This is a genomic window from Thiocystis violascens DSM 198 (assembly GCF_000227745.2).
GTDB classification, from domain to species: domain Bacteria; phylum Pseudomonadota; class Gammaproteobacteria; order Chromatiales; family Chromatiaceae; genus Chromatium; species Chromatium violascens.
Genome location: NC_018012.1, coordinates 4,026,034 through 4,047,932, shown reverse-complemented (window position 1 = coordinate 4,047,932; position 21,899 = coordinate 4,026,034). Strand labels below are relative to the sequence as shown.

Here is a 21,899-nt window from a genome sequence, read left to right as displayed (position 1 = left end):
AGGGAGCGACAAATGAGCAACTCGATCACGCCTTCCCTCGACTATAGAAAAAGAGAGTTGAGCGCCTCTGACGATATCCGGTCGGCTCTCGCTGCACTGCGCCAGGAAGCGGTGGCGAAGCAATGGACATTCGACGTGGGCTACACCACGGCAATGGACTTTAAGCCTGAGCAGATCACCGGAATGAAACCGCCCGGGGACTGGCTGGAGAAGGCACAACTGCAAGATGCCGTTGCAAAGACCCTCGATGAACCGGGGCAGGCGGCGCTCGGGGCGTGCGTGGCCAGCGCGACGAAGTTCAACTGGGCCGACTACGGCGCGGTCACTCCGGTCAAGGACCAAGGCAACTGCGGTAGCTGCTGGGCGTTCGGCACGCACGGGGCTTTCGAAGGAAGCTACGCTATCCTGAACAACGCGCTGATCAACTCGTCGGAGCAGGACACTCTCGATTGCAGCGACGCCGGCGACTGCGGCGGCGGCTGGTGGGCCTACGACTATCTCATCAATACCGGATCGGCGGAAGAGGAGAACTATCCTTACACGGCGGTGAAGGGTGCTTGCAACGCCAGCGTCGCGCGTCCCTTCAAAGCCGCAGTCTGGGGATACGTCAATAGCCAGGTGCAAATCCCGTCGGTTGCCGAGTTGAAGAAGGCGCTATGCGACTATGGTCCGCTAGGCATCGCCGTCGCCGTGACACCGGCTTTTCAAGCCTACAAGAGCGGGGTCTTCAACGAGAGTTCTACGGCTAACATCAACCATGCGATCACGCTGATCGGTTGGGATGACAGCAAGCAGGCGTGGCGAATCAAGAACTCTTGGGGTATCGGCTGGGGCGAATCTGGATATATGTGGATCGCCTATGGCTGCAACAAGATCGGCTACGCCGCCACATGGGTTAAGGCTAAACCGTCACAGGTGCCAGTGTGCAAGGACGGACCGAGTCTGATGGCCTACGACGAATTCTACTGGGGCGACACCAAAAAACAGTTCTCCGCCAACTCCAACGTAGCTTCGGTAACGTTCACGCTGACGCGGGAAATGTATGTCTCAGTCGTGGCGGATTCTTCGGCCTTTATCGCCAATGGAACGGCGCCTCAATCCTTCACGACCGGCCTGTACACGGGCGATGCGACCAACGTGATGTTCACAGCATCGTTGCGCAAGGGAACCTTCCAAGCCGCCGATCAGCACGTCCAGGTCCACAGTGCGTATGCGGCTAAACTGCCTGCCGGAACCTATACGTTCTACTGGAAGATCTGGCTGAGTGGCTACACCATCGGCTTCGACTCCGGCACGCTAACGGTCACGGCAGTGCCATGTTCGATGGGCGGCAAGCTGAAGACCGTGCAGGTCGCTGCAGAAGGACTGTTTGGCATGATGTCGGAAGACGACGCAACGATAGTAGCGGCGGCTGGCGCGCTTCCGGACCAGCACATCACCATCGCTCGCTCCAACGGTTCCGCATAACGGAACCACCTGCCGCTCCGGCGCGACTGCCGGGACGGCGGTACCATAACGGCGCGCTGGCCCCGCAAGAAGCAGGTTGGCGCGCCATCAGGAAGGGATCCATGTCGGAGATTGCCGTCACACAAAGCGACCGGTGGAAAACGGTCGACGCCCAGCCGGGCGACGTAATCGTCATTCGCATCGAGGAAAACCTCGCCACCGGCTATAGCTGGGAGATCGTGTCTGGCGAAGGCTCCGTGTTGACTCTAAAGGAGTCGAACTACATCGAGTCTGCCGGAATGGCAATGGGGCGCGGTGGAATGCGTTTGCTGCGCTTCGTCGCACTGGCGCGGGGAAACCAGGAAATCCGCCTACATTTACGCCGGCCATGGGATCTGCCGGATAAGGCGATCGAGCAATTCGGCATCACGATCCGGGTTCTCTGATTCAAACGCTTGGCCGTCCTTGCGCCCCTTATCCATCACCCAAGGATCGGCCCGTGTGTCTCACGCTGGCGGCGGTGCTATCGGCACATCCAAGAAACAGCCCCCACTGCATGACGATAAAAACACCGCCACGAAGACGATTCCCACGATGGCGACCGAGAAACGCGAGCGGTCATCGGCCAGATTGCGCTAGGGCAGCAAACCGGCTATACCCAGGCTCGGCTTGAACACCGCCGTTATCATCGGAGGCGGCCCCCGTTGATGCAAGAGTAGAGTCTTGACCTGGACGCAACCCAATCCCTTTCGATGATCGACGGGGTCAGGACGAAGCCGCCTGTCGTCGCTGCCAGACCACGTAACCGACGAGTGTTAGGCCGACGAAGATCAGCGCGGCCAGGGTCACGAGGGTCAGATTGTTCTTGATGAGGGCTTCGTTGCCGCCGATAAAGTAACCCAGGGCAATCAGCACGATGGACCAGATCCCGACACCGAGGCCGGTATAGAAGGCGAAGGTCGGGATCGTCATGCGGCAGAGCCCGGCGGGGAGCGAGATCAATTGCCGGATACCCGGAATCAGACGCCCGGTAAAGGTGGAAATGGCCCCGTGCTTGACAAAGAAGGCATCCGCTTGATGCAGGAGCGCGGGCCGGATGAAAAAATATTTGCCGTAACGCTCCAGGAAGGGACGCCCAACCCAAAGCGCGAACCCGTAATTGAAAAAGGCGCCCACCAGAGAGCCGCCGACCGAGGCAAGCAGGATCAGGATCAGATCCATCTTGCCCTGATGCGCAAGATAACCCGCCGGGATCAGCACGACCTCGCTTGGAAACGGAAAGAAAGAGGATTCGATCGCCATCATGACGAAAATCCCCGCGTACCCCCAGCTACTGACCGTCGCCAGGATCCAGTCGACCGCCTCGTGCAACATGCGAGAATGCTCCTAACCCTGTCCCGAACGATCCGTGCCGTTCTCCACCGGCCTCGGCGACGAGGCTTAGCTCACGGCGATCAGCGAGACGCGGATTGTCTGAAAAATGAAAAATGGCCTGCGGCAGCGGGCTATTTGGGGAGTTCGTGTCGTCTCAGCCCGGCCAAGATCAGCAGGAGCGCCCACATCCGCTTGTCATCCGACGGAAGCGACACCGGCGGCGGGCGTTATTTCAACTGCTCCAGACACTGATCGAGCGAGAGCCGCCAATCCGGCATGATCAGCCCGAAGGTCTTCCGGAAGCGGCTGTTATCCAGAACGGAATACATGGGTCGCTTGGCCGGGGCCGGATATTCCGAGGTGGGGATAGGGATCAGGTTGGAGTCGAGCCCGCTGGATTCCAGGATGGCGTTGGCGAAACCGTACCAGCTCACCTGACCGGAACCGGTGAGATTGTAGAGTCCGCCGACCTGATTCAGATCCAGTTCGCCGCGCAGCACCCGATAGAGCACCAGCGCGGTCATCTCGGCCAGCATCCGGCTCCAGGTGGGCGAACCGATCTGATCGTCGACCACGCGCAGCTCGTCGCGCTCGCGGAACAGACGCAGCATGGTCAGCAGGAAATTGGCCCCGCGCGCGCCATAGACCCAACTGGTGCGGAAGATCAGCGATTTCGCGCCCGATTCCAAAAGGGCGCGCTCGCCGCCGAGTTTGGTCTCCCCATAGACATTGAGCGGATCGGGCACGTCGTCCTCGGTGTAGGGACGGTCCAGGGTGCCCGAGAACACGAAATCGGTCGAATAGTGAATGATCGGGACGCCGCGCGCGGCCAGCAGGGCGCCGAGTTCGCCGACCGCGTCGGCGTTGATGCGCTGGGCCGTTTCACGATCGATCTCGGCCTTGTCGACGGCGGTGTAGGCGGCGGCGTTGACGACCGCATCGGGCTTGGTGTCATGGACCAGGCGGGCGAGCGAGGCCGCGTCCATGAGGTCGATGACGGGGCCATGATCGCCCTCGATGGAGGCGGCGATCACCTCGCCCAGGCCGGCGAGCGTCCGGCACAGCTCCCAGCCGACCTGTCCGTTGGCGCCGATCAGCAGAAGACGTGGCCGCTGTCCGGCCATGGCAGATTGGTTCATGTGTCATCCTCGTAGCCGGGTAGGCGCTCCGCCGGGATGTCCTTCAGGAGCGCCGCGTCGATGTCTTTGCGCGAGAGTTCCGGGGTTCCGTCCAACGGCCAGTCGATGCCGATGTCCGGGTCATCCCAGCGCACGCTGAATTCGGTTTCCGGGCTGTAATAGTCGGTGTTTTTGTAGACGAAGAGCGCGCTGTCGCCGGTCACCAGGAAACCATGGGCGAATCCGGGCGGCACCCAGAACTGGCGTTTGTTCTCGCCGGACAGGGTCACGCCGACCCATTGTCCGAAGGTGGGGGAGCCGCGGCGAATATCCACCGCCACGTCGAAGACCTCGCCCGCGTAGACCTGCACCAGCTTGCCCTGCGCATGCGGATGCTGGACATGGAGCCCGCGCAGCACGCCCTTGCGCGAGAAGGACTGATTGTCCTGAACCATCGGGGACGGAATGCCATGCTCGGCATAGCGCCTGGCCTGATAGGTCTCCAGAAAATAGCCGCGCTCGTCGCCCCAAACTCTGGGTTCGATGATGAGCACGCCCGGAAGCGCGGTCTCGATGACCTTCATATCCGACCCCGTTGCAGCAGACCCAGCAGATACTCGCCGTAACCGCTCTTTCTCAGCGCCTCGCCCATGGCACGCAACTGCTCGTCGTCGATCCAGCCGTTGAAATAGGCCACCTCTTCCGGGCAGCAGATCTTGAGCCCCTGGCGTTTCTCGATGGTCTCGATGAACTGGCCGGCCTGCATCAATGATTCATGGGTGCCGGTATCGAGCCAGGCGGTGCCGCGTCCGATGCGGGTCAGCGCGAGTTCGCCCTGCCGGAGATAGCAGTTGTTCAGGTCGGTGATCTCCAACTCGCCGCGCGGCGAGGGCACGAGCGTCGCGGCTAACTCGCACGCCTTGCCGTCGTAGAAATAGAGACCGGTCACCGCCCAGTTGGATTTGGGTTCACGCGGTTTTTCCTCCAGATGGACCACCCGACCGTCGGCATCGAACTCGGCCACGCCGTAACGCTGCGGGTCCGAGACGTAGTAACCGAAGACGGTCGCTCCCCGTTCGCGCGCGCTCGCGGCCTTGAGTTGCTCGACCAGACCGTGACCGTAAAAGATATTATCGCCCAGGATCAAACAGGATGGCGCGTCGCCAACGAAGTCCCCGCCAATCAGAAACGCCTGCGCCAGACCGCCCGGATCGGGTTGTTCGGCGTAACTCAGCGCCAGCCCCCACTGAGAGCCATCGCCCAGCAGTGATCTGAACATCGGCAGATCGTGCGGGGTGGAGATGATCAGAATCTCGCGAATCCCCGCCAGCATGAGCGTGGAGAGCGGATAGTAGATCATGGGTTTGTCGTAGATCGGCAGCAGTTGTTTGCTGATCGTGCGCGTCAACGGGTAGAGCCGGGTTCCCGAGCCGCCCGCCAGGATAATGCCTTTGCGATTCATGTCGTAAGATCCATTCGAGAGAGCGTTAATCACCGTTCCGGCCAGCGATGCCTGGTCCACGCCGCCAACCCTTCCACCACTGTTCCAGGACTCGGATCGAGACGCTCGACGCGGATAGTGCGCGGCATCGCCGTAGAGGCGAATTCATTCGCCCCTGCATCCGCGCACACCCAACGCGGCGAATGAATTCGCCCCTACAGGCCCGCATCCTGTTCAAAGGGTGGAGATGCCATTGATCCCCGTACGAATTCAACACCAGGAGGATTGATGACATGCCCTAGACTGTACTTGCCCCTTGCCCCTTGCCCCTTGCCCCTTGCCCCTTGCCCCTTGCCCCTAATCGCACGCCCCGAGTCGCTCGCCGCGATAACTCCCGTCCATCACCCGCCCGCACCAATCCGGATTGTCCAGATACCAAGCGACGGTGCGCCGCATCCCGGACTCGAAGGTCTCGGCGGGCTGCCAGCCCAGTTCGCGCTTGAGCTTGCTGGCGTCGATCGCATAGCGACGGTCGTGTCCGGGACGGTCGGCGACAAAACTCTTGAGTTGCACATGCGGGCGCGATGGCGCACCGGGCAGCAGTTCGTCGAGCAGCTCGCAGAGTATATCGACCACTTCGAGATTGGTCCGCTCGCTGTTGCCGCCAACGTTATAGACCTCGCCCGGCGTGCCCGCCTCCAGCACCCGCCAGATGGCGCGGCAGTGATCCAGGACGAACAGCCAGTCGCGGATATTGCCGCCGTCCCCATAGATCGGCAACGGCTCGCCGCGCTGGGCCTTGAGGATCATCAGCGGAATCAGCTTTTCGGGGAACTGATAGGGACCGTAGTTGTTGGAGCAGTTGGTGGTGAGCACCGGCAGGCCGTAGGTATGGAACCAGGCGCGCACCAGATGATCCGATGCCGCCTTGCTTGCCGAATAGGGCGAGTTCGGCGCATAGGGCGTGGTCTCGGTAAAAAGCCCGGTCGCGCCGAGCGACCCGTAGACCTCATCGGTGGAGACATGCAGGAAACGAAATCCGTCCCTGGCTGGACCGGTTAGATTGGACCAATGGGCGCGAGCGCGGTCGAGCAGGTTGAAGGTGCCGAGCACGTTGGTGTTGACGAACTCCGTCGGGCCGTCGATCGAGCGATCGACATGACTCTCGGCGGCGAAGTTCACCACCGCGTCGACTTCGTACTCTTTAAGCAGCCGGCCAACCAGCGCCGCATCGCCGATATCGCCCTGCACGAAGACATGGCGCGGATTGCCTTGCAGTGCCGCCAAGGTGTCCAGATTGCCTGCATAGGTCAGGAGATCCAGATTGACCACGCGGACGTCGGTCTCGTCCAGGATGAAGTGAACGAAGTTGCCGCCGATGAAGCCCGCGCCGCCGGTGACCAGTAGGGTACGCATGAGTGATCCCTGATGCTTATGTTAAACCACCTTCAGAATGACATGCGCTGGCCCGGCATCGCCTGCAACAATCAACGCCGGAGCGAGTGCAATTCAAGTATTTAAGGCGATTTCCGGGAAAGAATCTACCGATTTCCCCTGGCTGGCGCATGCCGAGCATTTATTGCTTTTATCAATGAATCTTGCGCGTTATTATCAATACCTCTGAAAGCGCGAAGGATGAAAATGCCGATGGGCTCGGGATCCCAGATTCACTATAAACAAAATCGCCTGAAGCAGCTTCGTGCGTTCTGCCACGCCGCGCGCACCGGCAGCGTCAGTGCCGCCGCCGAAAAAATTTTCCTGAGTCAGCCGACAGTCTCTCTCCAGATCCAGGCGCTCGAGCGGGAATTCGGCACGGTTCTGTTTGAACGACGCGGCCCCAAGATCAGATTGACGCCTGAAGGCGATCTCTTGTTCCAGATGGCGGAACCCCTGGTCGAAGGCATGGACAAATTGCATGACGCCTTTGCCACCCAGTGTGGCCGCGTGGACAAGGGCGTATTGAATATCGCAGCTGGAGAATCGACGATACTTTATATCTTGCCAGAGCCGGTGCGCGCCTTCGTCGATCAATTTCCGGGGATCGAACTCAAGCTCCACAATGTCACAGGGCGCGATGGCCTGGCAATGCTGCGTGCCGATGAGGTCGATCTGGCCGTGGGTTCGATGCTGGAAACACCCGATGACATCACCTATCGACCCTTCGTCACCTATCAGCCGACCTTGATCACTCCCCAGGATCACCCGCTCGCGAACAAGACGTCGGTGACGCTGGAAGAGATCGCACCTTACGGACTGATTTTACCGCCCCGGCATCTGAGTACCTGGCGACTCGTGGACCTGGTCTTCAAGCAGCATAATCTGGGGTATCGAGTCACCATGGAGGCCGGTGGCTGGGAAGTGATCAAAAAATACGTCGAGCTTGGTCTGGGTATCTCGATCGTGACGGACGTCTGCCTGACTGGCGAGGAAAATCTAGGCGTGATCCCCATCGGGCAATATTTTCCCAAGCGCAGTTATGGCATTGTGCAACGCCGTGGGAAATTCCTATCGCCCCAAACCAAGTGCTTCATGAAAACACTGGATCGAATTTTCGCGGATCGGGTGGTGGAACCACAACCCCAGACCGTCGGCGAAGCAAAATGGGAAGATGCCTTCCTGGGTTGACCATTCCAGGAAACATCATGAACGCCAACCTCCGGGGACGCGGGCATTGTCCGCGCCGGATGGCGAACCGATGGTTGAGTTCCCGCATAGAGGACGTGTGTTTAGCCCGCTGATCGGGCGAACTTGGCCGTCGTCACTCTATCGTACTCTGTACGACTAACGTAACGGGTTTGTTTAAACTTTTATCGCTATGGATCTGACTAAACGAATTGGCCAACGCCTGCGCGCGGCCCGGCATGAGCAAAAGCTCAGCCTTGCCGACCTCTCAAGCCGCACGAACGCACTCTCCAAGTCTCGCATCAGCAATTACGAGCAGGGAATTCGCCGGATGGGGCTTGAAGAGGCACATGAGTTAGCGGTTGCACTCGGGACGGTGACGCCGACCTATCTGCTGTGTCTCGACGATAAGGATCCCTTGTCGCCGCAAGAACGGCAGTTAGTGGAGTATTTCCGCCAAACGGATGAACGCGGCAAGGACACGATCCTGAAAATCGCCGTGGGAGAGTTGGATTTCGGGTCGGCCAATGTCGCCGACGACGCGGAAAACCCGCGACAGGATTAGCGGCCGCCAGAATCGCGAGCACCTCCTGACGCGCGCGATAGCGAAACGTGACGGACTGCCTGGATGCTGACGCATGTCGCTGTCGCGGACTCTCGCGCGCCAGTCGACATTTTCTACAGGGGAGAGGTGGGGGAAGGGATTCAATGGTCGGCAGGAAACACCATTTGCACGGTGTTTCCTGAAGACCGTCAAACGCGCCGTTACTTATACGCGCCTACGCCGCAGAAAAATCCCTCCTTGTTGGTCATGACATAACTGGTCTTCTCGCGGATCTCGTCGCTGCCTGGATAGGGCCAGTGATAATCGACCCAGCCTTCCCCGGACGACTTGGCGACGGCGATCATATTCTTGAAGAGTTCATCCCCATACTTATTGAAATCAAGCAGGTTCTTGCCAACCAGTTCGGGCTTCATCGCGTGCGAGAGCATGACGCCCTCAAGATCCATGCAAAAGACGTAGAGATCTTTCTCTTTAAAGCCGCCATCATCGGCGGCAAACATCGCGAACGCCTTGTCCCCGCCCATCTCATTGACGGCGGCCTGCGCCTTCTGCGACATCGCCTTGGCCTCATCGGGGCTGGCCATATCGCCGGCGATCGCGAGATTCATGGTCGCGCCGAGCAGGGCCATGGAAGCGGTGACGAAAAGTGACTGACGCATCATCTGATCCTCTCTCTGTTATGTTTTATAAGGCATGTGAAGATAGTACAAAACATGAACCGGGATCCAGTCCGGATGCATTGAACCTCCATCGAATCAACAGATTCGCGGCAATTGCTCGCCAGCCAGCCAATCGACGATCCGACTCCCGCCAAAACCGGTCTCCATCTGCACGAAGTGCAGTTCGTCCTCAACGACTTCGCCGATGATCGCCGATGCGGTCCCCTTGGGATGCGCGCGCATGCTCGACAACAGGGCCTCGGCGCGTTCGGCGGGACAGATCGCGACCAGTTTGCCCTCGTTGGCCACATAGAGCGGATCGAGTCCGAGCAGTTCGCAGGCGGCGGCCACCTCGGGGCGCACCGGGATGGCCTGCTCGCGGATCTGCATCCCGACGCCCGACTGATGGGCCAGTTCGTTCAAGGTCGTCGCCAGACCCCCGCGGGTCGGATCGCGCAGACAGCGGATCTCCGGGGCGACGTCGATCATGGCCGCCACCAGATCGTGCAACGCGGCGCTGTCGGATTGGATCTCGGTCCCGAAGCTCAGATTTTCGCGTTTGGAGAGAATAGCGACACCGTGATCGCCCATGCTGCCGCTGACCAGGATGGCATCGCCGGGCCGCGCCCGATCGCCGGAGATCGCAATGCCGTCCGGCACCACCCCGATACCCGTGGTGGTGATAAAGACACCGTCGCCCTTGCCGCGCTCGACCACCTTGGTATCGCCGGTCACGATGGGCACGCCAGCCGCATTGGCTGCATGGGCCATGCTCTCGACGATGCGCACGAGTTCGCACAGCGGAAAGCCTTCCTCCAGGATAAAACCAGCGGCCAGATAGAGCGGCCGCGCGCCCGCCATAGCGACATCGTTGACGGTGCCATGGACGGCGAGTGAGCCGATATCGCCACCGGGGAAAAACAGCGGCGAGATGACGTGTCCATCGGTACTCATGACCAAACGTCCGGCTGGCGGCATGAACAGGGCTTGATCGTTGCCCTGGGCCAGCAGTTCATTATTCAGATATTTTTGGAACACCTCGGCGATGAGTTGCGCCATGGCACGTCCACCCGAACCATGGCTCATGTCCACGGTGCCATTTTTCAGATCCAGTCGAACGGGAAAGCGTCGGTCAGTCGTCATCACAGCAGCTTCACCAGTGCGGCGGTCGCGGCAATTTGTGCCAGGATCAAGGGGACGATCCATTTCAGCAGATCCGTCTTGACCCGCTCGATGTCGGTTTTGAGTTCGCCACGAAGCTGTTCGATATCGGTTTTGATCTCGCCACGAAGTTGCTCGATGTCTTTTTTCAGACGCAGTTCGGTTTCGCGCAGATCCGCGCGCACCTGCTCGATATCGGCTTTCAGTTCCGCCCGCACCTGCTCGATCTCTTTCCTGATGCGCAACTCGGTTTCGCGCAATTCGGCGCGCACCTGTTCGATGTCGGCTTTCAGATCCGCGCGCACCAACTCAATCTCCTTTTGCAAACGCAATTCGGATTCGCGCACATGCCCCTGGGTGGCCAGGTCCGGTAGGTGCGGATAGCGTTCTTCAAGTCGCTCGAACGCCTCCGCGATGACCTTGGCGCGGGTCTTATCGTCCGGCGCGCTGGCAAGCGCTTCATAGAGTGCGATGACTGAGCTCATGGATCTGTTCCGCGGATCGAATACCAGGCTGTCAATCTGCCAGCGCGCGAGACTTGATGCAAGTCAGGACGGCGGCCTTCCGCCCAACCTCCGCGCTTTTTCGCGGCTCGCGGAAGCGCGCTCGGATTAGGACAGTGCCGTCCGCGGCGCCGGCGCTTCCCTGAACCGCCCGTAGCTCCAGTAGGCCGCGCAGGCACCTTCGGACGAGACCATGCAGGAACCCATGGGATTGTCCGGGATGCAGACCGTGCCGAAGAGTTTGCAGTCGGTGGGCTGCTTGACGCCGCGCAGGATGGCGGGACATTCGCAGCCCTTGACCTCGCGGGACTCGCCAAGCGTGACCGGAAAGCGCCGCTCCGCGTCCAGGTCGGCATAGTCGTCGGCCAGTTCCAGCGCGCTGTGTGGCAGAAAGCCGAGCCCGCGCCATTCAAAGCGCTCGCGCGTCTTGAAGACCTCCGCCATCAGCGCCTGGGCTTTCCGGTTGCCTTCCTCGGTAACGGCGCGGGTATATTGATTTTCCACCTCGCGGCGGCCGCTGTTGAGCTGACGCACCAGCATCAAGGCCGACTGCATGACATCCAGCGGCTCGAAGCCGGCGATGACCACCGGCAGACCGTATTCGCGAGGCACGAATGCATAGGGCTGGCTGCCGATCAGGGTGCTGACATGGGACGGACCCAGGATGCCATCGAGCTGGACCCCGTCCGGGCCGGCCGTGGCCAGGATGGTCCGCAGCGCCGAAGGGGTGAGGACGTGATTGCAGAAGACCGAGAAATTCTGGAGCCCCTCGGCCCGTGCGACCTTGATGGCGACCGCGGTCGGCGGCGTGGTGGTCTCGAAGCCGATGGCGAAAAAGACCACCTGGCGCGACGGGTTGTCGCGCGCGATGCGCAGGACGTCCTGGGTGGAATAGACCATGCGGATGTCCGCGCCTTCCGCCTTGGTCTTGAGCAGACTCCGGCGCTCGCTGGCCGGAACACGCATCAGATCGCCATAGGTGCAGAGAATCACGCCATGCTGGACCGCCAGTGCGATGGCATGGTCGATACGGCTCATCGGCAGCACACAGACCGGACAACCGGGGCCATGAATAAAACGCAGATTGGGCGGCATCAGGTGCTGGACGCCATAGCGGAAGATGGCGTGCGTGTGTCCGCCGCAGAATTCCATCAGCCGATAGTCGCGGGAGGGATCGACCTCGGCGGCGATGGCGGACGCCAGTCGGCGCGCCAACTCAGGGTCGCGAAATTCGTCGATATATTTCATGCCTGATGCCCCGTGGGAGGCTCGCTCGCCAGGATTGCGGTGTCCTGCATCTCATCGAACAGGCCGATCTCCTCGATCAGCCGCAACGTGTATTCCGCCTCCTCCTCGCTGAGCTTATTCAGGGCATACCCCACATGCACCAGCACGTAATCGCCGACGGCCGCATCGTTGACCAAGGCCAGCGAAATTTCCTTGGTGACGGCACCGATGGCGACCAGCGCGTTCTCCCCTGCCGCGTCGATCTGGGTAATCCTGGCTGGAATGGCTAGGCACATGGGACAAACCTCGGAATGTGATGAGCGTTGGCGTGGGAAAGAGGTGCGGGCGATCCGCGCGAAACCCGACCCCGATGGCGCCATTCTTTCACGTCAGGCACGGGGCTCGGACAGCGTCAGATCGAACGCGACGCAGGGATCGGTGGCCATGATCAGAAGTTCGGCCTGCCGTCTTAAGACGTCGTCCGCGGCATCCGGCAAGGCTGCGAGACTGTGCGCCAGGATGCCCTGCGGATGAAAATTCCATTCCGTCGGCGCCAGAATGCGGTACTTCGTCACCTGCTCTCGTTCCACCCGCGCCAGATGCACCAGGAGTCCGCGGGCCGCGTCGGCACGGCCGATTCCGGTCCCCGCCATCATCGGTGCGGGCGGGAGAAACGGGGTAGGCATCTCATCCGCCCGTTCACGGCGGACCTCCGCGAGCAGCAGCGCCACTTCCAGCAGTTGCGCCGCCAGACGCGACAGCAGGCCGCGACCGTGGCGGTCGATCAGATCCCGAATCAGCCCGCAACCGGCGCGACGGGTAAAGGGGCTGGTTTCCCGAGCGACGCCGTCCCAGGTGGGACGGGCGAGAAAGTCCGCACCCTCGGGAGCGTCGATCAGGGCGATCAGATCCGCGTCCCGAAGCTCCGGCAACCCGGCCACGTCCGCCTGACCGAGCGTTGCCTCGTCGGCGTCGAGCAGCCCGCGCAGCAATCGGGCCGCGCAGGTGTCGACTCTCCCCAGCCAGCGGTCGAAACTTCCGCCATCGCGCACCTCGTCCAGCCATCGGTTGGGGGGCGCTCCGAACACCTGCCGCGCGAGAAGGTCGTCGAGGTCGGCCAGCACGCGCGCATCGCCACGCCGATCCAGGGCGGCGGAACTTGCGCCGGGGCGAAACAGATCGCCATCTGAATCGGACAACCTGAACAGTTCCTTGACCAGGGAGAGAATCTTCGCCATGGTCGCGCGATCCGGCGTCTCGCCCAACAAGCGCGGCCAATCGAGCAGGATGCGCCACAGATGTTCGCGGATGGTCTCGATCGAGACCATCCGCTGGCGACGCGCAACGACCGCCGGCGCGGGGAGCCGGCCGCTGGCCCCCTCCAGCGACGCGACACAGGCAAACGCCTGAGCCTTGGCGCAAATGGAATACAGCAGGGGCAAAAGGGCGGCAGTCGCCGCGGGCGCACGACCGGCGAACCGGTCAGCCGCCGTGACCGGTCGGGTCGAGGCGATCCGACAGGCCAGACCCCGCGAGGTTCGTTCCAACTGAATGTTGAGCGTGCCGGCCGGATCGGACATGCTGTACGCGAGGATTCTTTTCGGTGAGCAACGAACCGCCAGTGTAACCGATCGATCCCGCCTCAAACCCCAGACTTCGTCGGCTCATACGACGGTCCCAACCTAACCTCAAGACGACTCGCAAGCGCCCCGCAACCATGCTCACATCCGAACAACTCGCCGGCCTGCGCCGGGACATTGAATTCAGCGCCGAACTTGGCGGACGCACCCTGACGCTTCAGAGTACCTGGGGGCTGTTTTCGCCCCGCGAACTCGATGAAGGGACGCGGCTGCTGCTGAGTCATCTGCGCGTCGAACCTGGCGACGATTGCCTGGATCTCGGCTGCGGCTATGGTCCGATCGGTCTGGCCCTGGCCACCCTGGCGCCCCAGGGACGCACACTGATGGTCGACAAGGATTTTGTCGCGGTCGATTACGCCCAGCGCAACGTCCGGCTCAACGGGATCGGCAATGCCGAGGCCCAACTCAGCAACGGCTTCGACCAGATCGAGCCGGGACGGGAGTTCGATCTGATCGCGAGCAACGTCCCGGCCAAGGTCGGCAAGGAACTGCTGGCGATCCTGCTGCATGACGCCCATGCCCGCTTGCGGCCGGGCGGTCGGATCTATCTCGTCACCATCAACGGTCTGCGCCAGTACATGAAACGCAACCTGACCGAGGTCTTCGGCAATTACGACAAGCTCAAACAGGGTGCGCATTACACGGTCGCGCTCGCGCAGCGAATGACAGACCGCGCCTGACCGATCGGCGAGTCGCCAGACAGCAAGCCCGCGCGCCGAAATCAGGCGAGACCGAACCGCAGCCAGTCATACCACCGGATACGGTTCGGCATCACTGCTGTGCGGCCAGGATGCCCAGGAGTCGCACGGCCTCCTTTCCGATCTCGCTGTTGGGATCGAGGTCGCGCGCACGCTCCAGCGCCTCTTGTGCCTCGGCCCGGTTGCCGGTTTGCAGATTGACGAACCCGAACGTCAGCCAGGGCCGCTGTAGCGTGGGATCCTTTGCCACCGCCGCCTTCAAACTCGCGATTGCGCCCGCTTGATCGCCGGTGTATAGGAGAGCCAGCCCGAGATCGTTGTGTGCCTCCGCGTCTTCCGGACTCAATTCGAGGATCCGCCGATACACCGCCACGGCTTCGGCGTAACGCTGTTCGACGAAAAGCTGATCTGCGCGCTGATGCAGCAGCTCGGGGTTGGTCTCGGCGATCGACTCCGGAATGGCGCTGCCGCCGACTTGCGAGAGCGCGCCGGATGCCGAATTAGGGCTGGACGGGCTCTGGGCGGCGACCGGGCGCGTGGGGTGGCGTAAATAATAGTCGCGGGTCAGGGCAAAGACCGTAAAACCATAGAAAAACAGCAAGGCCGCGAACGCCAACCAGTGCAGAGGGGAGAGTTTTGGCATGGGAGGAACGAGAAACGTGAAAAGTCGTTCGATCCTAGAAACCAGACCGGCCACTGTCAAACGCTAAACCGCATCCGGCATGGCTGGCATGGCACATTCCTCAACCCGAGTTTGCCCGCGCGGGCAAACGATGGTTCGCGAATCGATGGCGAACGGATCAGACATCGCGGCGGATCGAAAAAAATGGCCGCAACGACAGGGTGTGTGGCTGCCGCGGCGACCCAATTGGCTTGCTGCCGAAAAAGGATATCGTTGTTTCAATCCGCGCCCGGCTTAGCCGGGCGACGCGGCACGGAAGGGATTACCCTGCTTGCGTGGGCATGATCGTCCTGAAGGGGGAGGTTTCAACCGGTGGATTGCGATGAGTGCACCGAATCGGCTGCACTCTCATTGTGGGTAGCCGGCATGTCGAGCGCCGGATTAGCGCTTGGAAGAGCGCGTTCCACCATTGCGGTTGACCAAGGCAACCAGAAAGCCGCCGCAAAGGATGGCCGCCGAAATACCGGCGATTGTCAGTGCGTCGAAGCTCATGCGTTCGTCTCCAGAGTCAATGGGAAAAAAAGCTCCATGACCTTACCGAGCGCCAGAACCTTCCCAGCAGTTTGGCCAAAGGTTGCGGCCTGCAGGCATGAAATCGTAAGTGAGTTTACCGGATCGGTATTAACAGAGTATTTCGGTATCTGCTAATATTGTATCAAATTGTTTCGGTCCATCCCAAACCCCGCCCAGAGCGATCCGCGTCGTCTCGGACGTTTGTCTGGGTTGATACAAATCCATGACCGCCGGAGCAGACGCGGTTTAACGCCTGTGCGGAGCGCTGTTTCGACATGCCTGAACACCCGATGCGAATCCTGGTCGTCGACGATGACTCTGGCTTGCGCGCCCTATTGACCGATTATCTGGCCCGCGAAGGCTTCAGCGTTGGCGGTGCCGAGGATGGCCGCGCCATGGACGCCTGGCTGGCCGGGCACGAGACGGACCTGATCATTCTGGACTTGATGCTGCCCGGCGAGGACGGGCTGACGATCGCCCGGCGTCTGCGCACCCAGGCCGATCTGCCGATCATCATGTTGTCGGCGCGCGGGGATGACGTCGATCGGATCGTCGGCCTGGAGGTTGGCGCCGACGACTATCTGGCCAAGCCCTTCAACCCTCGGGAATTGCTGGCGCGCATCCGCGCCGTGATGCGCCGCCGCGTACCGAGCGTGCAGGAAGAAGTCTCGCGAAGAGACGGCATCATCCACTTTGGCCCCTACCGGCTCGATCCACTCCAGCATGAACTGCTTTGCCACCATCGACCGGTCAGCCTGACCAGCGGCGAGTTCGATCTGTTGCTGGTGCTGGCCGAGCATCCGGACCGGGTGTTGAACCGCGATCGGTTACTGGATCTGCTGAAAGGTAACGAGCGTTCGCCTTTCGACCGTAGCATCGACGTGCAAATTGCCCGGTTGCGGGCCAAGATCGAACCCGAGATCAAACAACCTCGCTACATCCGCACCATCTGGGGCAAGGGCTATATGTTTACGCCGATGGGAGACTCATGATCCGGCTTGGACGGATCGTCCCGACGACGCTCTTCGGACGCGCGCTTCTCACGTTGATCCTGACCTTCGGGCTCTTCGCGCTGGTGACCTTTTCCGCGATCGTCTTTTACGCGCTGCTCCCCGTCGCCCAGCGTTCCTCCGCCGACCTGGCCAGCATCATGGTGCTGTCGGCCCGAACCTTACAGCAGCTCCCGCCGAGCCTGCGGGAGGATTATCGCACGCGCCTCGCCCGCGAATACCAGATCCGACTCGCCGAGGAACATCCGCTTGCGGACCAAACGCGCTATTTCTTTCCCTATCTGAGTCAGTTCAAACGGGCGCTTGCAGAGCGTATCGGTCGACCGATCGAGGTCGTCACCAGCGTCGCCAACGGAGAACGCTGGTTCTGGGTGGCGCTGGACGTGGAAGACGGCACGCTCTGGACCGGATTCCCGCGCAGCCGACTGGGGACCCGCCCATTGCAGGCGCTGTCGGTCATCCTTGGCGTCGCGGCGCTCCTTATCCTCGGCACGGCGGCGATCCTGGCGGGACGGGTCACCCAGCCGCTGCAACGACTCTCCAAGGCCGCCGAACAGGTCGCGCAGGGGTTTTCGCCCCATGCACTGCCCGAGACAGGCCCCGCGGAACTGGCGAATCTGGCCCGTCAGTTCAACGAGACCAGCCGCCAGATCCGTGAACTTCTGGCCAATCGCACCCTGCTTCTGACCGGGATCTCGCACGATTTGCGCACCCCTCTGACGCGCCTGCGACTGGCGGTCGAGATGCTGCCAGAAGGGACCGCGCAGGCACTTGTGGCCCGCATGGAGCGCGACATCGAGGAGATGAACGCGCTCATTACCCAGGCCATCGAGTTCGGCAAAAGCCTCGGGGCCGGGCGGCGCGAGGATGTGGACCTAGCCGCGCTGGTGGACGACCTGGTCATCGGCCGACCCCGCATCGTCTGGCGGCGCGGCCCCTGCTGCCACTATCATGTGGACGCGCTGGCCCTGCGGCGCATCCTTGGCAACCTGCTTGAAAATGCGCTCCGCTACAGCCATGAACGGGTAGAAATCCATCTGGACTGCCAGGCGCCCCAACCCGCGATCTTCATCCTGGACCGCGGCCCCGGGATTCCGGACGCCGAACGCGACGCGGTGCTCATGCCCTATTATCGGCTGGAAGCCTCGCGGAATCGCCAGACCGGCGGCAGCGGATTGGGTCTGGCGGTCGCCCATCAGTTGGCACTGGCCAACCAGATGGAACTGCGTTTGGACGTGCGCCGCGGCGGCGGAACCATTGCGACGGTGAGACTGCCCGCCATTGAAATGGGCGCGAGCGCCAAGGCCAACGGCAAGAGAGTTGACGGCCAGGCCAGGGGTGCCTACATTCGCGCTCGACCACCCTTATCACCGGAGCATTCGACGATGCTGCACGCAGGCGACCTGGCCCCTCTCTTCTCATTACCCAATGCGGATATGGAGCGGGTCAACCTTGAGGATCTGATCGGCCGCCGACACACTGTCCTCTATTTTTATCCCAAGGACGACACGCCTGGCTGCACCATGGAGGCGCTGGAATTCACGGATCTGCAAACGGAATTCGACCAGGCCGAGACCGAGGTCATCGGCATCAGCCGCGATTCCTGTACCAGTCACGGCGCCTTCCGGGACAAATACGGGCTGACCGTGCACCTGCTCTCCGACACCGATGGCGAGGCGTGCGAGGCCTATGGGGTCTGGCGCGAAAAAGAAGCCCACGGCGAAAAGCGCATGGGCATCGTGCGCTCAACCTTCGTCGTCGACAAACAGGGCTTGATCCGTCATGCCATCTACGACGTCAAACCCAAGGGGCATGCTGGCGAGATCCTCCGACTGGCGCGGGACTTGTCGGATGGATAGCGCGCGTCGCCACGCTTCGAGCCGCCCCAGCGCGTGAAGCTGCGCGTCTACATCCTGCTCTTCCTGCTCGTCTTCGGTCTGACGCCACTGATTCTGGCGCTCCTGATCAATCTGCCGCTGGTGCTCGACCGCACCACGCTGTTTTATCAACGGGCGTATCTCCAGAATCTGCGGGCCGATTTCCGCGACCTGGACCAGCATCTGGCCAGTCGGCATGAAATGATCCGGCTGCTCTCCAAGCTGCCCGAACCGGGACTGATTCTGGGCGAACAGGGCGACGCGGATCAGATCGACCTCTCGCGCGCGCGTTACACCACCTGGATCAATCAAATCTTTGCCGATCAGCGCGACGTCATCCAGATTCTCTTCGTCGGCGACGACGCGCAGGAGCGCTTCTGGCTGGTGCGCGACTCCCGGAGTCAGGAATGGCGCCCGACCGCCAAGACGCCCCAGACGCCGAACCGGCAGTTCCTGTCCGCCGGGCTGGAACTTCAGCCCGGCGGAGTGCTCGTCAGCCGCATCCGCATCGACCCGGCGGCCGGCGCGGACGATCCGCGCCAGCTCATGACCCTGAATCTGGTCAGCCCGATCGGCGGCGAGAAGGCCGAGGACGCGCGCGGCGCGGTCACCCTGACCCTGGACGTGGGCGGACTGGCCCAGTTCTACCGGGACACCCTCTGGGTCAACCAGGACGGCAGTTATCTGCGCCCGAACCAGCCCGCCAGCGGCAAGCCGGAGGCCTTCGATGCCTTCCCAGGGCTGGCCAAGATCTTCGCGGACGGCAATCTCGCGCTCTGGAAAGGCCCTCGGGGCCATCAGATGCTCTGGCTGCCCATGTTCCTGACCGAGGACGGACTGCCGCTCTGGGTCGGGCGGGAGGTCGATCCCTCGCCCATCGACGCCTTCCGGAACGAGTTGATGATTCGGGTGCTCTCGATCATCTTCCTGCTGGTGGTCGCGGTCCTGGTACTGGCGCGCTGGATCGCCCGGCGCGCCGAGCACTTCGGCAAGGAACTCACCGGGGGCATCGGTCATATCCTGCGCGACGGTCGTCCATTGCATTTCAGTTGGAGCGGGCCGCGCGAGATTCACGAACTGGGCGAACAACTCACCACCCTGGCGGAAACCCACGCCGAACATCTGCGCGCGGCCCAGGCCCATGCGCGCGAGCTGGAAAAGTCCAACCGTTACAAATCGCAGTTCCTGACCAACGTCAGCCATGAGCTGCGGACCCCGCTGAATTCGATCCTGCTGCTCTCCAAGATGCTGGCCGCCGAGACCGGCGGACTGAACGCCGGCCAGCGCCGCCAGGCCCAGGTGATCCACGAGGCAGGGCGCGATCTGCGGACCATGATCGACAATATTCTCGACATCTCCCAGATCGAGGCCGGGCATGTCAAGGTGGCCCTGGACTGGGTCGAACTGCGACCCATGCTTTCTGAACTGATCGAACTGGTCGGCCCTCTGCTCACCGGCAAGCCGGTGGAACTGAACCTGACGATCGACCCGCGCGCCGTGTCGCGTCTCTATACCGACCGCGACAAGCTCCGGCAGATCCTCAAGAACTTTCTCTCGAATGCGGCCAAGTTCACCGATCGCGGTCAGGTGGTGGTGATGGTCGAGGCGCGCGCGGACGCGCGACGGCCGGTGGCGATCAGCGTGGTGGACACCGGCATCGGCATTCCCCAGGACAAACAGTCCATCATCTTCGAGGCGTTCCAACAGGCCGACGGCTCCACGCGACGCCGCTATGGCGGCACCGGACTCGGACTCTCCATCAGCCGCGAACTGGCCGCCCTACTCGGCGGGCGCATCGACGTGGAAAGCGCCCCCGGCGCCGGTGCCCGCTTTTCGCTGCTGCTGCCGCTCTCGGCCGCCAACGGGCAAGCGCCCGAGCCCGTCCTGACCCACGACGCGCCGCCATCGGTGGCTTCCGATGACGTTGTCTTCGAACCGCGCACCGAGATCGTCGCGGAATCCGGCATCCTCCCCGGCGACCCCTGGGTGCTGATCATCGAACGCGACGTCAAAACGCTGATTCAACTCGCCTCCGATCTCACGCGGCGCGGTCTGCGGGTGCAGACCGCCGCCGATCTCGACGAGGCGCTGGAGACCCTGCAGGAAGAAGGCGAAGGCTGCGAACTGGTGCTGCTCGCCGCCCGGATGTCCGCCGCCAGCACCTGTGATACGATCCAAAGCCTGTTACAACGCACGCAAGGCCCGCATCCGGCGGTTGCCGTGCTGGGCGAACCGGGCACCGAGAGCCAGATCGAGGGTTGTCTGGGAGTGGGCGCGGTCGATTTTCTCTCCAAACCCATCGATGCCGACCGACTCAGTCTGTTGCTCGCCGATGTATTCCCAGACAAGTTCGTCGCGCAAGCGACTGGCGTATCGCTCGTCGCAAGCACGGCCGCGGGATCGCCGCATGACCCAAGCTCAGAACCGACCAACCAGCAGGCGCCCGCCAGGCGCGAATTCGTGGAGACGAACGGATGAATCGCTACGCCGGGTTCAAACTCCTGATCGTCGACGATCATGCGCATAACCTCTTCACGCTACGCACGCTGATCAAGACGCACATGGACGCCACCGTGCTGGAAGCCTCTTCCGGTCAGGAGGCGATCGACCTGACCCACCAGCACCCGGACATCGACCTCATTATCCTGGATGTCCAGATGCCCGAGATGGACGGCTTTCAGACCGCGTCCATGCTTAAATTGCGCAAACGCTCCCGCGACATCCCCATCATCTTCCTGACCGCCGCCTTCAAATCGGAGGAATTTCAGCAACGCGGGTTCGCGGTCGGCGCGGCGGATTATCTGCTCAAGCCCATCGAGGACAATCAGCTGATCAACAAGATCAGCACCTATTTCCGGCTGATCGAGAAGGAACGCGAGATCAACCGCACCCTCGAACGCAAGGTCGAGGAACGAACCCTGGAACTGGCCGAGGCCCGTCAGTATCTTGAAAACATCATCACGCACATGGGCGAGGCACTGCTGGTACTCGCGTCGGACGGCACCATCAAGATGACGAATCCTGCTGCCAGCCGCATGCTGGGGTACCGTCGCGAGGATCTGCTCGGCATGCCGATCGGCGATGTTTTTGAGGAAGAAGGCGACGAAGCGGCCGGCGCCTTCATGGGAACCTGGCTGGAGGCACTGATCCGCACCGGTGCGCTCAGCAAGATCGAGGCGCGTCTGATTGCCAGCGACGGGCGGCGCGTCCCGATTCTCTTTTCCCGGACCGCCGTCAAGGACGGCGCGGGAAACATCAGCGATATCATCTGTATCGCAAAGGATATGACCGGCTATGTGCGAGTTGAACAGGACGCGGAAACGACAAAAAACCGGACCGCGCGCGAAGCTCTCTAGGAGGATG

The 21,899-nt window shown here is 61.9% G+C and carries 21 protein-coding genes; 9 read left to right on the top strand and 12 right to left on the bottom strand.

What is annotated here, in order from left to right; translation table 11 throughout:
- The first annotated feature begins 12 nt into the window (after positions 1–12).
- The gene (locus tag THIVI_RS23025) at positions 13–1,467 is read left to right on the top strand and encodes a C1 family peptidase (RefSeq protein ID WP_014779954.1); all 1,455 of its coding nucleotides are present in this window, start codon (positions 13–15) and stop codon (positions 1,465–1,467) included.
- Between the two features lie 101 nt (positions 1,468–1,568).
- Positions 1,569–1,892 (top strand): protease inhibitor I42 family protein, encoded by a 324-nt coding sequence (locus THIVI_RS24870; RefSeq protein WP_041447085.1) that lies wholly within the window; start codon positions 1,569–1,571, stop codon positions 1,890–1,892.
- A gap of 319 nt (positions 1,893–2,211) precedes the next feature.
- On the opposite strand, the gene THIVI_RS17970 is transcribed toward THIVI_RS24870, so the two are convergent.
- The 5 genes from THIVI_RS17970 to rfbB form a co-directional block, all read right to left on the bottom strand.
- Positions 2,212–2,820, bottom strand: a complete 609-nt coding sequence (locus THIVI_RS17970; RefSeq protein WP_014779953.1) for a DedA family protein — start codon at positions 2,818–2,820, stop codon at positions 2,212–2,214.
- 227 nt (positions 2,821–3,047) lie between these two features.
- A complete protein-coding gene (gene rfbD / locus THIVI_RS17965) occupies positions 3,048–3,959 on the bottom strand; it encodes a dTDP-4-dehydrorhamnose reductase (RefSeq protein ID WP_014779952.1) in 912 nt (303 codons plus the stop codon).
- Positions 3,956–4,522 (bottom strand): dTDP-4-dehydrorhamnose 3,5-epimerase, encoded by a 567-nt coding sequence (rfbC, locus tag THIVI_RS17960; protein WP_014779951.1) that lies wholly within the window; start codon positions 4,520–4,522, stop codon positions 3,956–3,958. Before rfbC ends, rfbD begins: the two co-directional genes overlap by 4 nt.
- Positions 4,519–5,400 (bottom strand): glucose-1-phosphate thymidylyltransferase RfbA, encoded by an 882-nt coding sequence (gene rfbA, locus THIVI_RS17955; protein WP_014779950.1) that lies wholly within the window; start codon positions 5,398–5,400, stop codon positions 4,519–4,521. The genes rfbC and rfbA overlap by 4 nt, the downstream gene beginning before the upstream one ends.
- A gap of 336 nt (positions 5,401–5,736) precedes the next feature.
- Positions 5,737–6,795, bottom strand: a complete 1,059-nt coding sequence (gene rfbB / locus THIVI_RS17950) for a dTDP-glucose 4,6-dehydratase (RefSeq protein ID WP_014779949.1) — start codon at positions 6,793–6,795, stop codon at positions 5,737–5,739.
- Positions 6,796–7,026: 231 nt separating this feature from the next.
- Here rfbB and THIVI_RS17945 point away from each other — a divergent pair, with 231 nt between their 5' ends.
- Together THIVI_RS17945 and THIVI_RS17940 are read left to right on the top strand one after the other, a co-directional pair.
- Positions 7,027–8,004 (top strand): LysR family transcriptional regulator, encoded by a 978-nt coding sequence (locus THIVI_RS17945; protein WP_041447740.1) that lies wholly within the window; start codon positions 7,027–7,029, stop codon positions 8,002–8,004.
- A 190-nt stretch (positions 8,005–8,194) separates the two neighbouring features.
- Entirely contained in the window at positions 8,195–8,566 is a 372-nt protein-coding gene (locus THIVI_RS17940; protein ID WP_014779947.1) for a helix-turn-helix domain-containing protein, read from the top strand.
- Positions 8,567–8,766: 200 nt separating this feature from the next.
- On the opposite strand, the gene THIVI_RS17935 is transcribed toward THIVI_RS17940, so the two are convergent.
- The 6 genes from THIVI_RS17935 to THIVI_RS17910 form a co-directional block, all read right to left on the bottom strand.
- Positions 8,767–9,195 carry a cache domain-containing protein gene (locus THIVI_RS17935; RefSeq protein WP_242523353.1) on the bottom strand — a complete coding sequence of 143 codons (429 nt, stop codon included), beginning with the start codon at positions 9,193–9,195 and terminating at the stop codon, positions 8,767–8,769.
- Positions 9,196–9,321: 126 nt separating this feature from the next.
- The gene (hypE, locus tag THIVI_RS17930) at positions 9,322–10,368 is read right to left on the bottom strand and encodes a hydrogenase expression/formation protein HypE (protein WP_014779945.1); all 1,047 of its coding nucleotides are present in this window, start codon (positions 10,366–10,368) and stop codon (positions 9,322–9,324) included.
- The gene (locus THIVI_RS17925) at positions 10,368–10,871 is read right to left on the bottom strand and encodes a coiled-coil domain-containing protein (protein ID WP_014779944.1); all 504 of its coding nucleotides are present in this window, start codon (positions 10,869–10,871) and stop codon (positions 10,368–10,370) included. Before THIVI_RS17925 ends, hypE begins: the two co-directional genes overlap by 1 nt.
- Before the next feature lie 126 nt (positions 10,872–10,997).
- On the bottom strand, positions 10,998–12,137 hold the full coding sequence (gene hypD, locus THIVI_RS17920) for a hydrogenase formation protein HypD (protein WP_014779943.1): 1,140 nt from the start codon (positions 12,135–12,137) through the stop codon (positions 10,998–11,000).
- On the bottom strand, positions 12,134–12,412 hold the full coding sequence (locus THIVI_RS17915) for a HypC/HybG/HupF family hydrogenase formation chaperone (protein WP_014779942.1): 279 nt from the start codon (positions 12,410–12,412) through the stop codon (positions 12,134–12,136). The genes hypD and THIVI_RS17915 overlap by 4 nt, the downstream gene beginning before the upstream one ends.
- Positions 12,413–12,505: 93 nt before the next feature.
- Complete coding sequence (locus tag THIVI_RS17910) at positions 12,506–13,696, bottom strand: nickel-dependent hydrogenase large subunit (protein WP_014779941.1); 1,191 nt, start codon at positions 13,694–13,696, stop codon at positions 12,506–12,508.
- A gap of 137 nt (positions 13,697–13,833) precedes the next feature.
- Between THIVI_RS17910 and THIVI_RS17905 the strand changes: the two genes are divergently transcribed.
- Entirely contained in the window at positions 13,834–14,436 is a 603-nt protein-coding gene (locus THIVI_RS17905) for a class I SAM-dependent methyltransferase (RefSeq protein ID WP_014779940.1), read from the top strand.
- Positions 14,437–14,527: 91 nt separating this feature from the next.
- On the opposite strand, the gene THIVI_RS17900 is transcribed toward THIVI_RS17905, so the two are convergent.
- On the bottom strand, positions 14,528–15,097 hold the full coding sequence (locus THIVI_RS17900; protein WP_014779939.1) for a tetratricopeptide repeat protein: 570 nt from the start codon (positions 15,095–15,097) through the stop codon (positions 14,528–14,530).
- Positions 15,098–15,924: 827 nt separating this feature from the next.
- On the opposite strand from THIVI_RS17900, the gene THIVI_RS17895 reads away from it, so the two are divergent.
- Genes THIVI_RS17895 through THIVI_RS17880 form a run of 4 tightly spaced genes read left to right on the top strand, consistent with a single transcriptional unit; the run spans position 15,925 to position 21,892 of the window.
- On the top strand, positions 15,925–16,641 hold the full coding sequence (locus THIVI_RS17895) for a response regulator (protein WP_014779937.1): 717 nt from the start codon (positions 15,925–15,927) through the stop codon (positions 16,639–16,641).
- Positions 16,638–18,518 carry a redoxin domain-containing protein gene (locus tag THIVI_RS17890; RefSeq protein ID WP_014779936.1) on the top strand — a complete coding sequence of 627 codons (1,881 nt, stop codon included), beginning with the start codon at positions 16,638–16,640 and terminating at the stop codon, positions 18,516–18,518. Before THIVI_RS17895 ends, THIVI_RS17890 begins: the two co-directional genes overlap by 4 nt.
- 33 nt (positions 18,519–18,551) lie before the next feature.
- Complete coding sequence (locus tag THIVI_RS17885) at positions 18,552–21,014, top strand: ATP-binding response regulator (RefSeq protein WP_014779935.1); 2,463 nt, start codon at positions 18,552–18,554, stop codon at positions 21,012–21,014.
- Positions 21,011–21,892: an ATP-binding response regulator gene (locus tag THIVI_RS17880; protein ID WP_014779934.1), complete on the top strand. Its 882-nt coding sequence runs from the start codon at positions 21,011–21,013 to the stop codon at positions 21,890–21,892. The genes THIVI_RS17885 and THIVI_RS17880 overlap by 4 nt, the downstream gene beginning before the upstream one ends.
- Positions 21,893–21,899 lie beyond the last annotated feature (7 nt).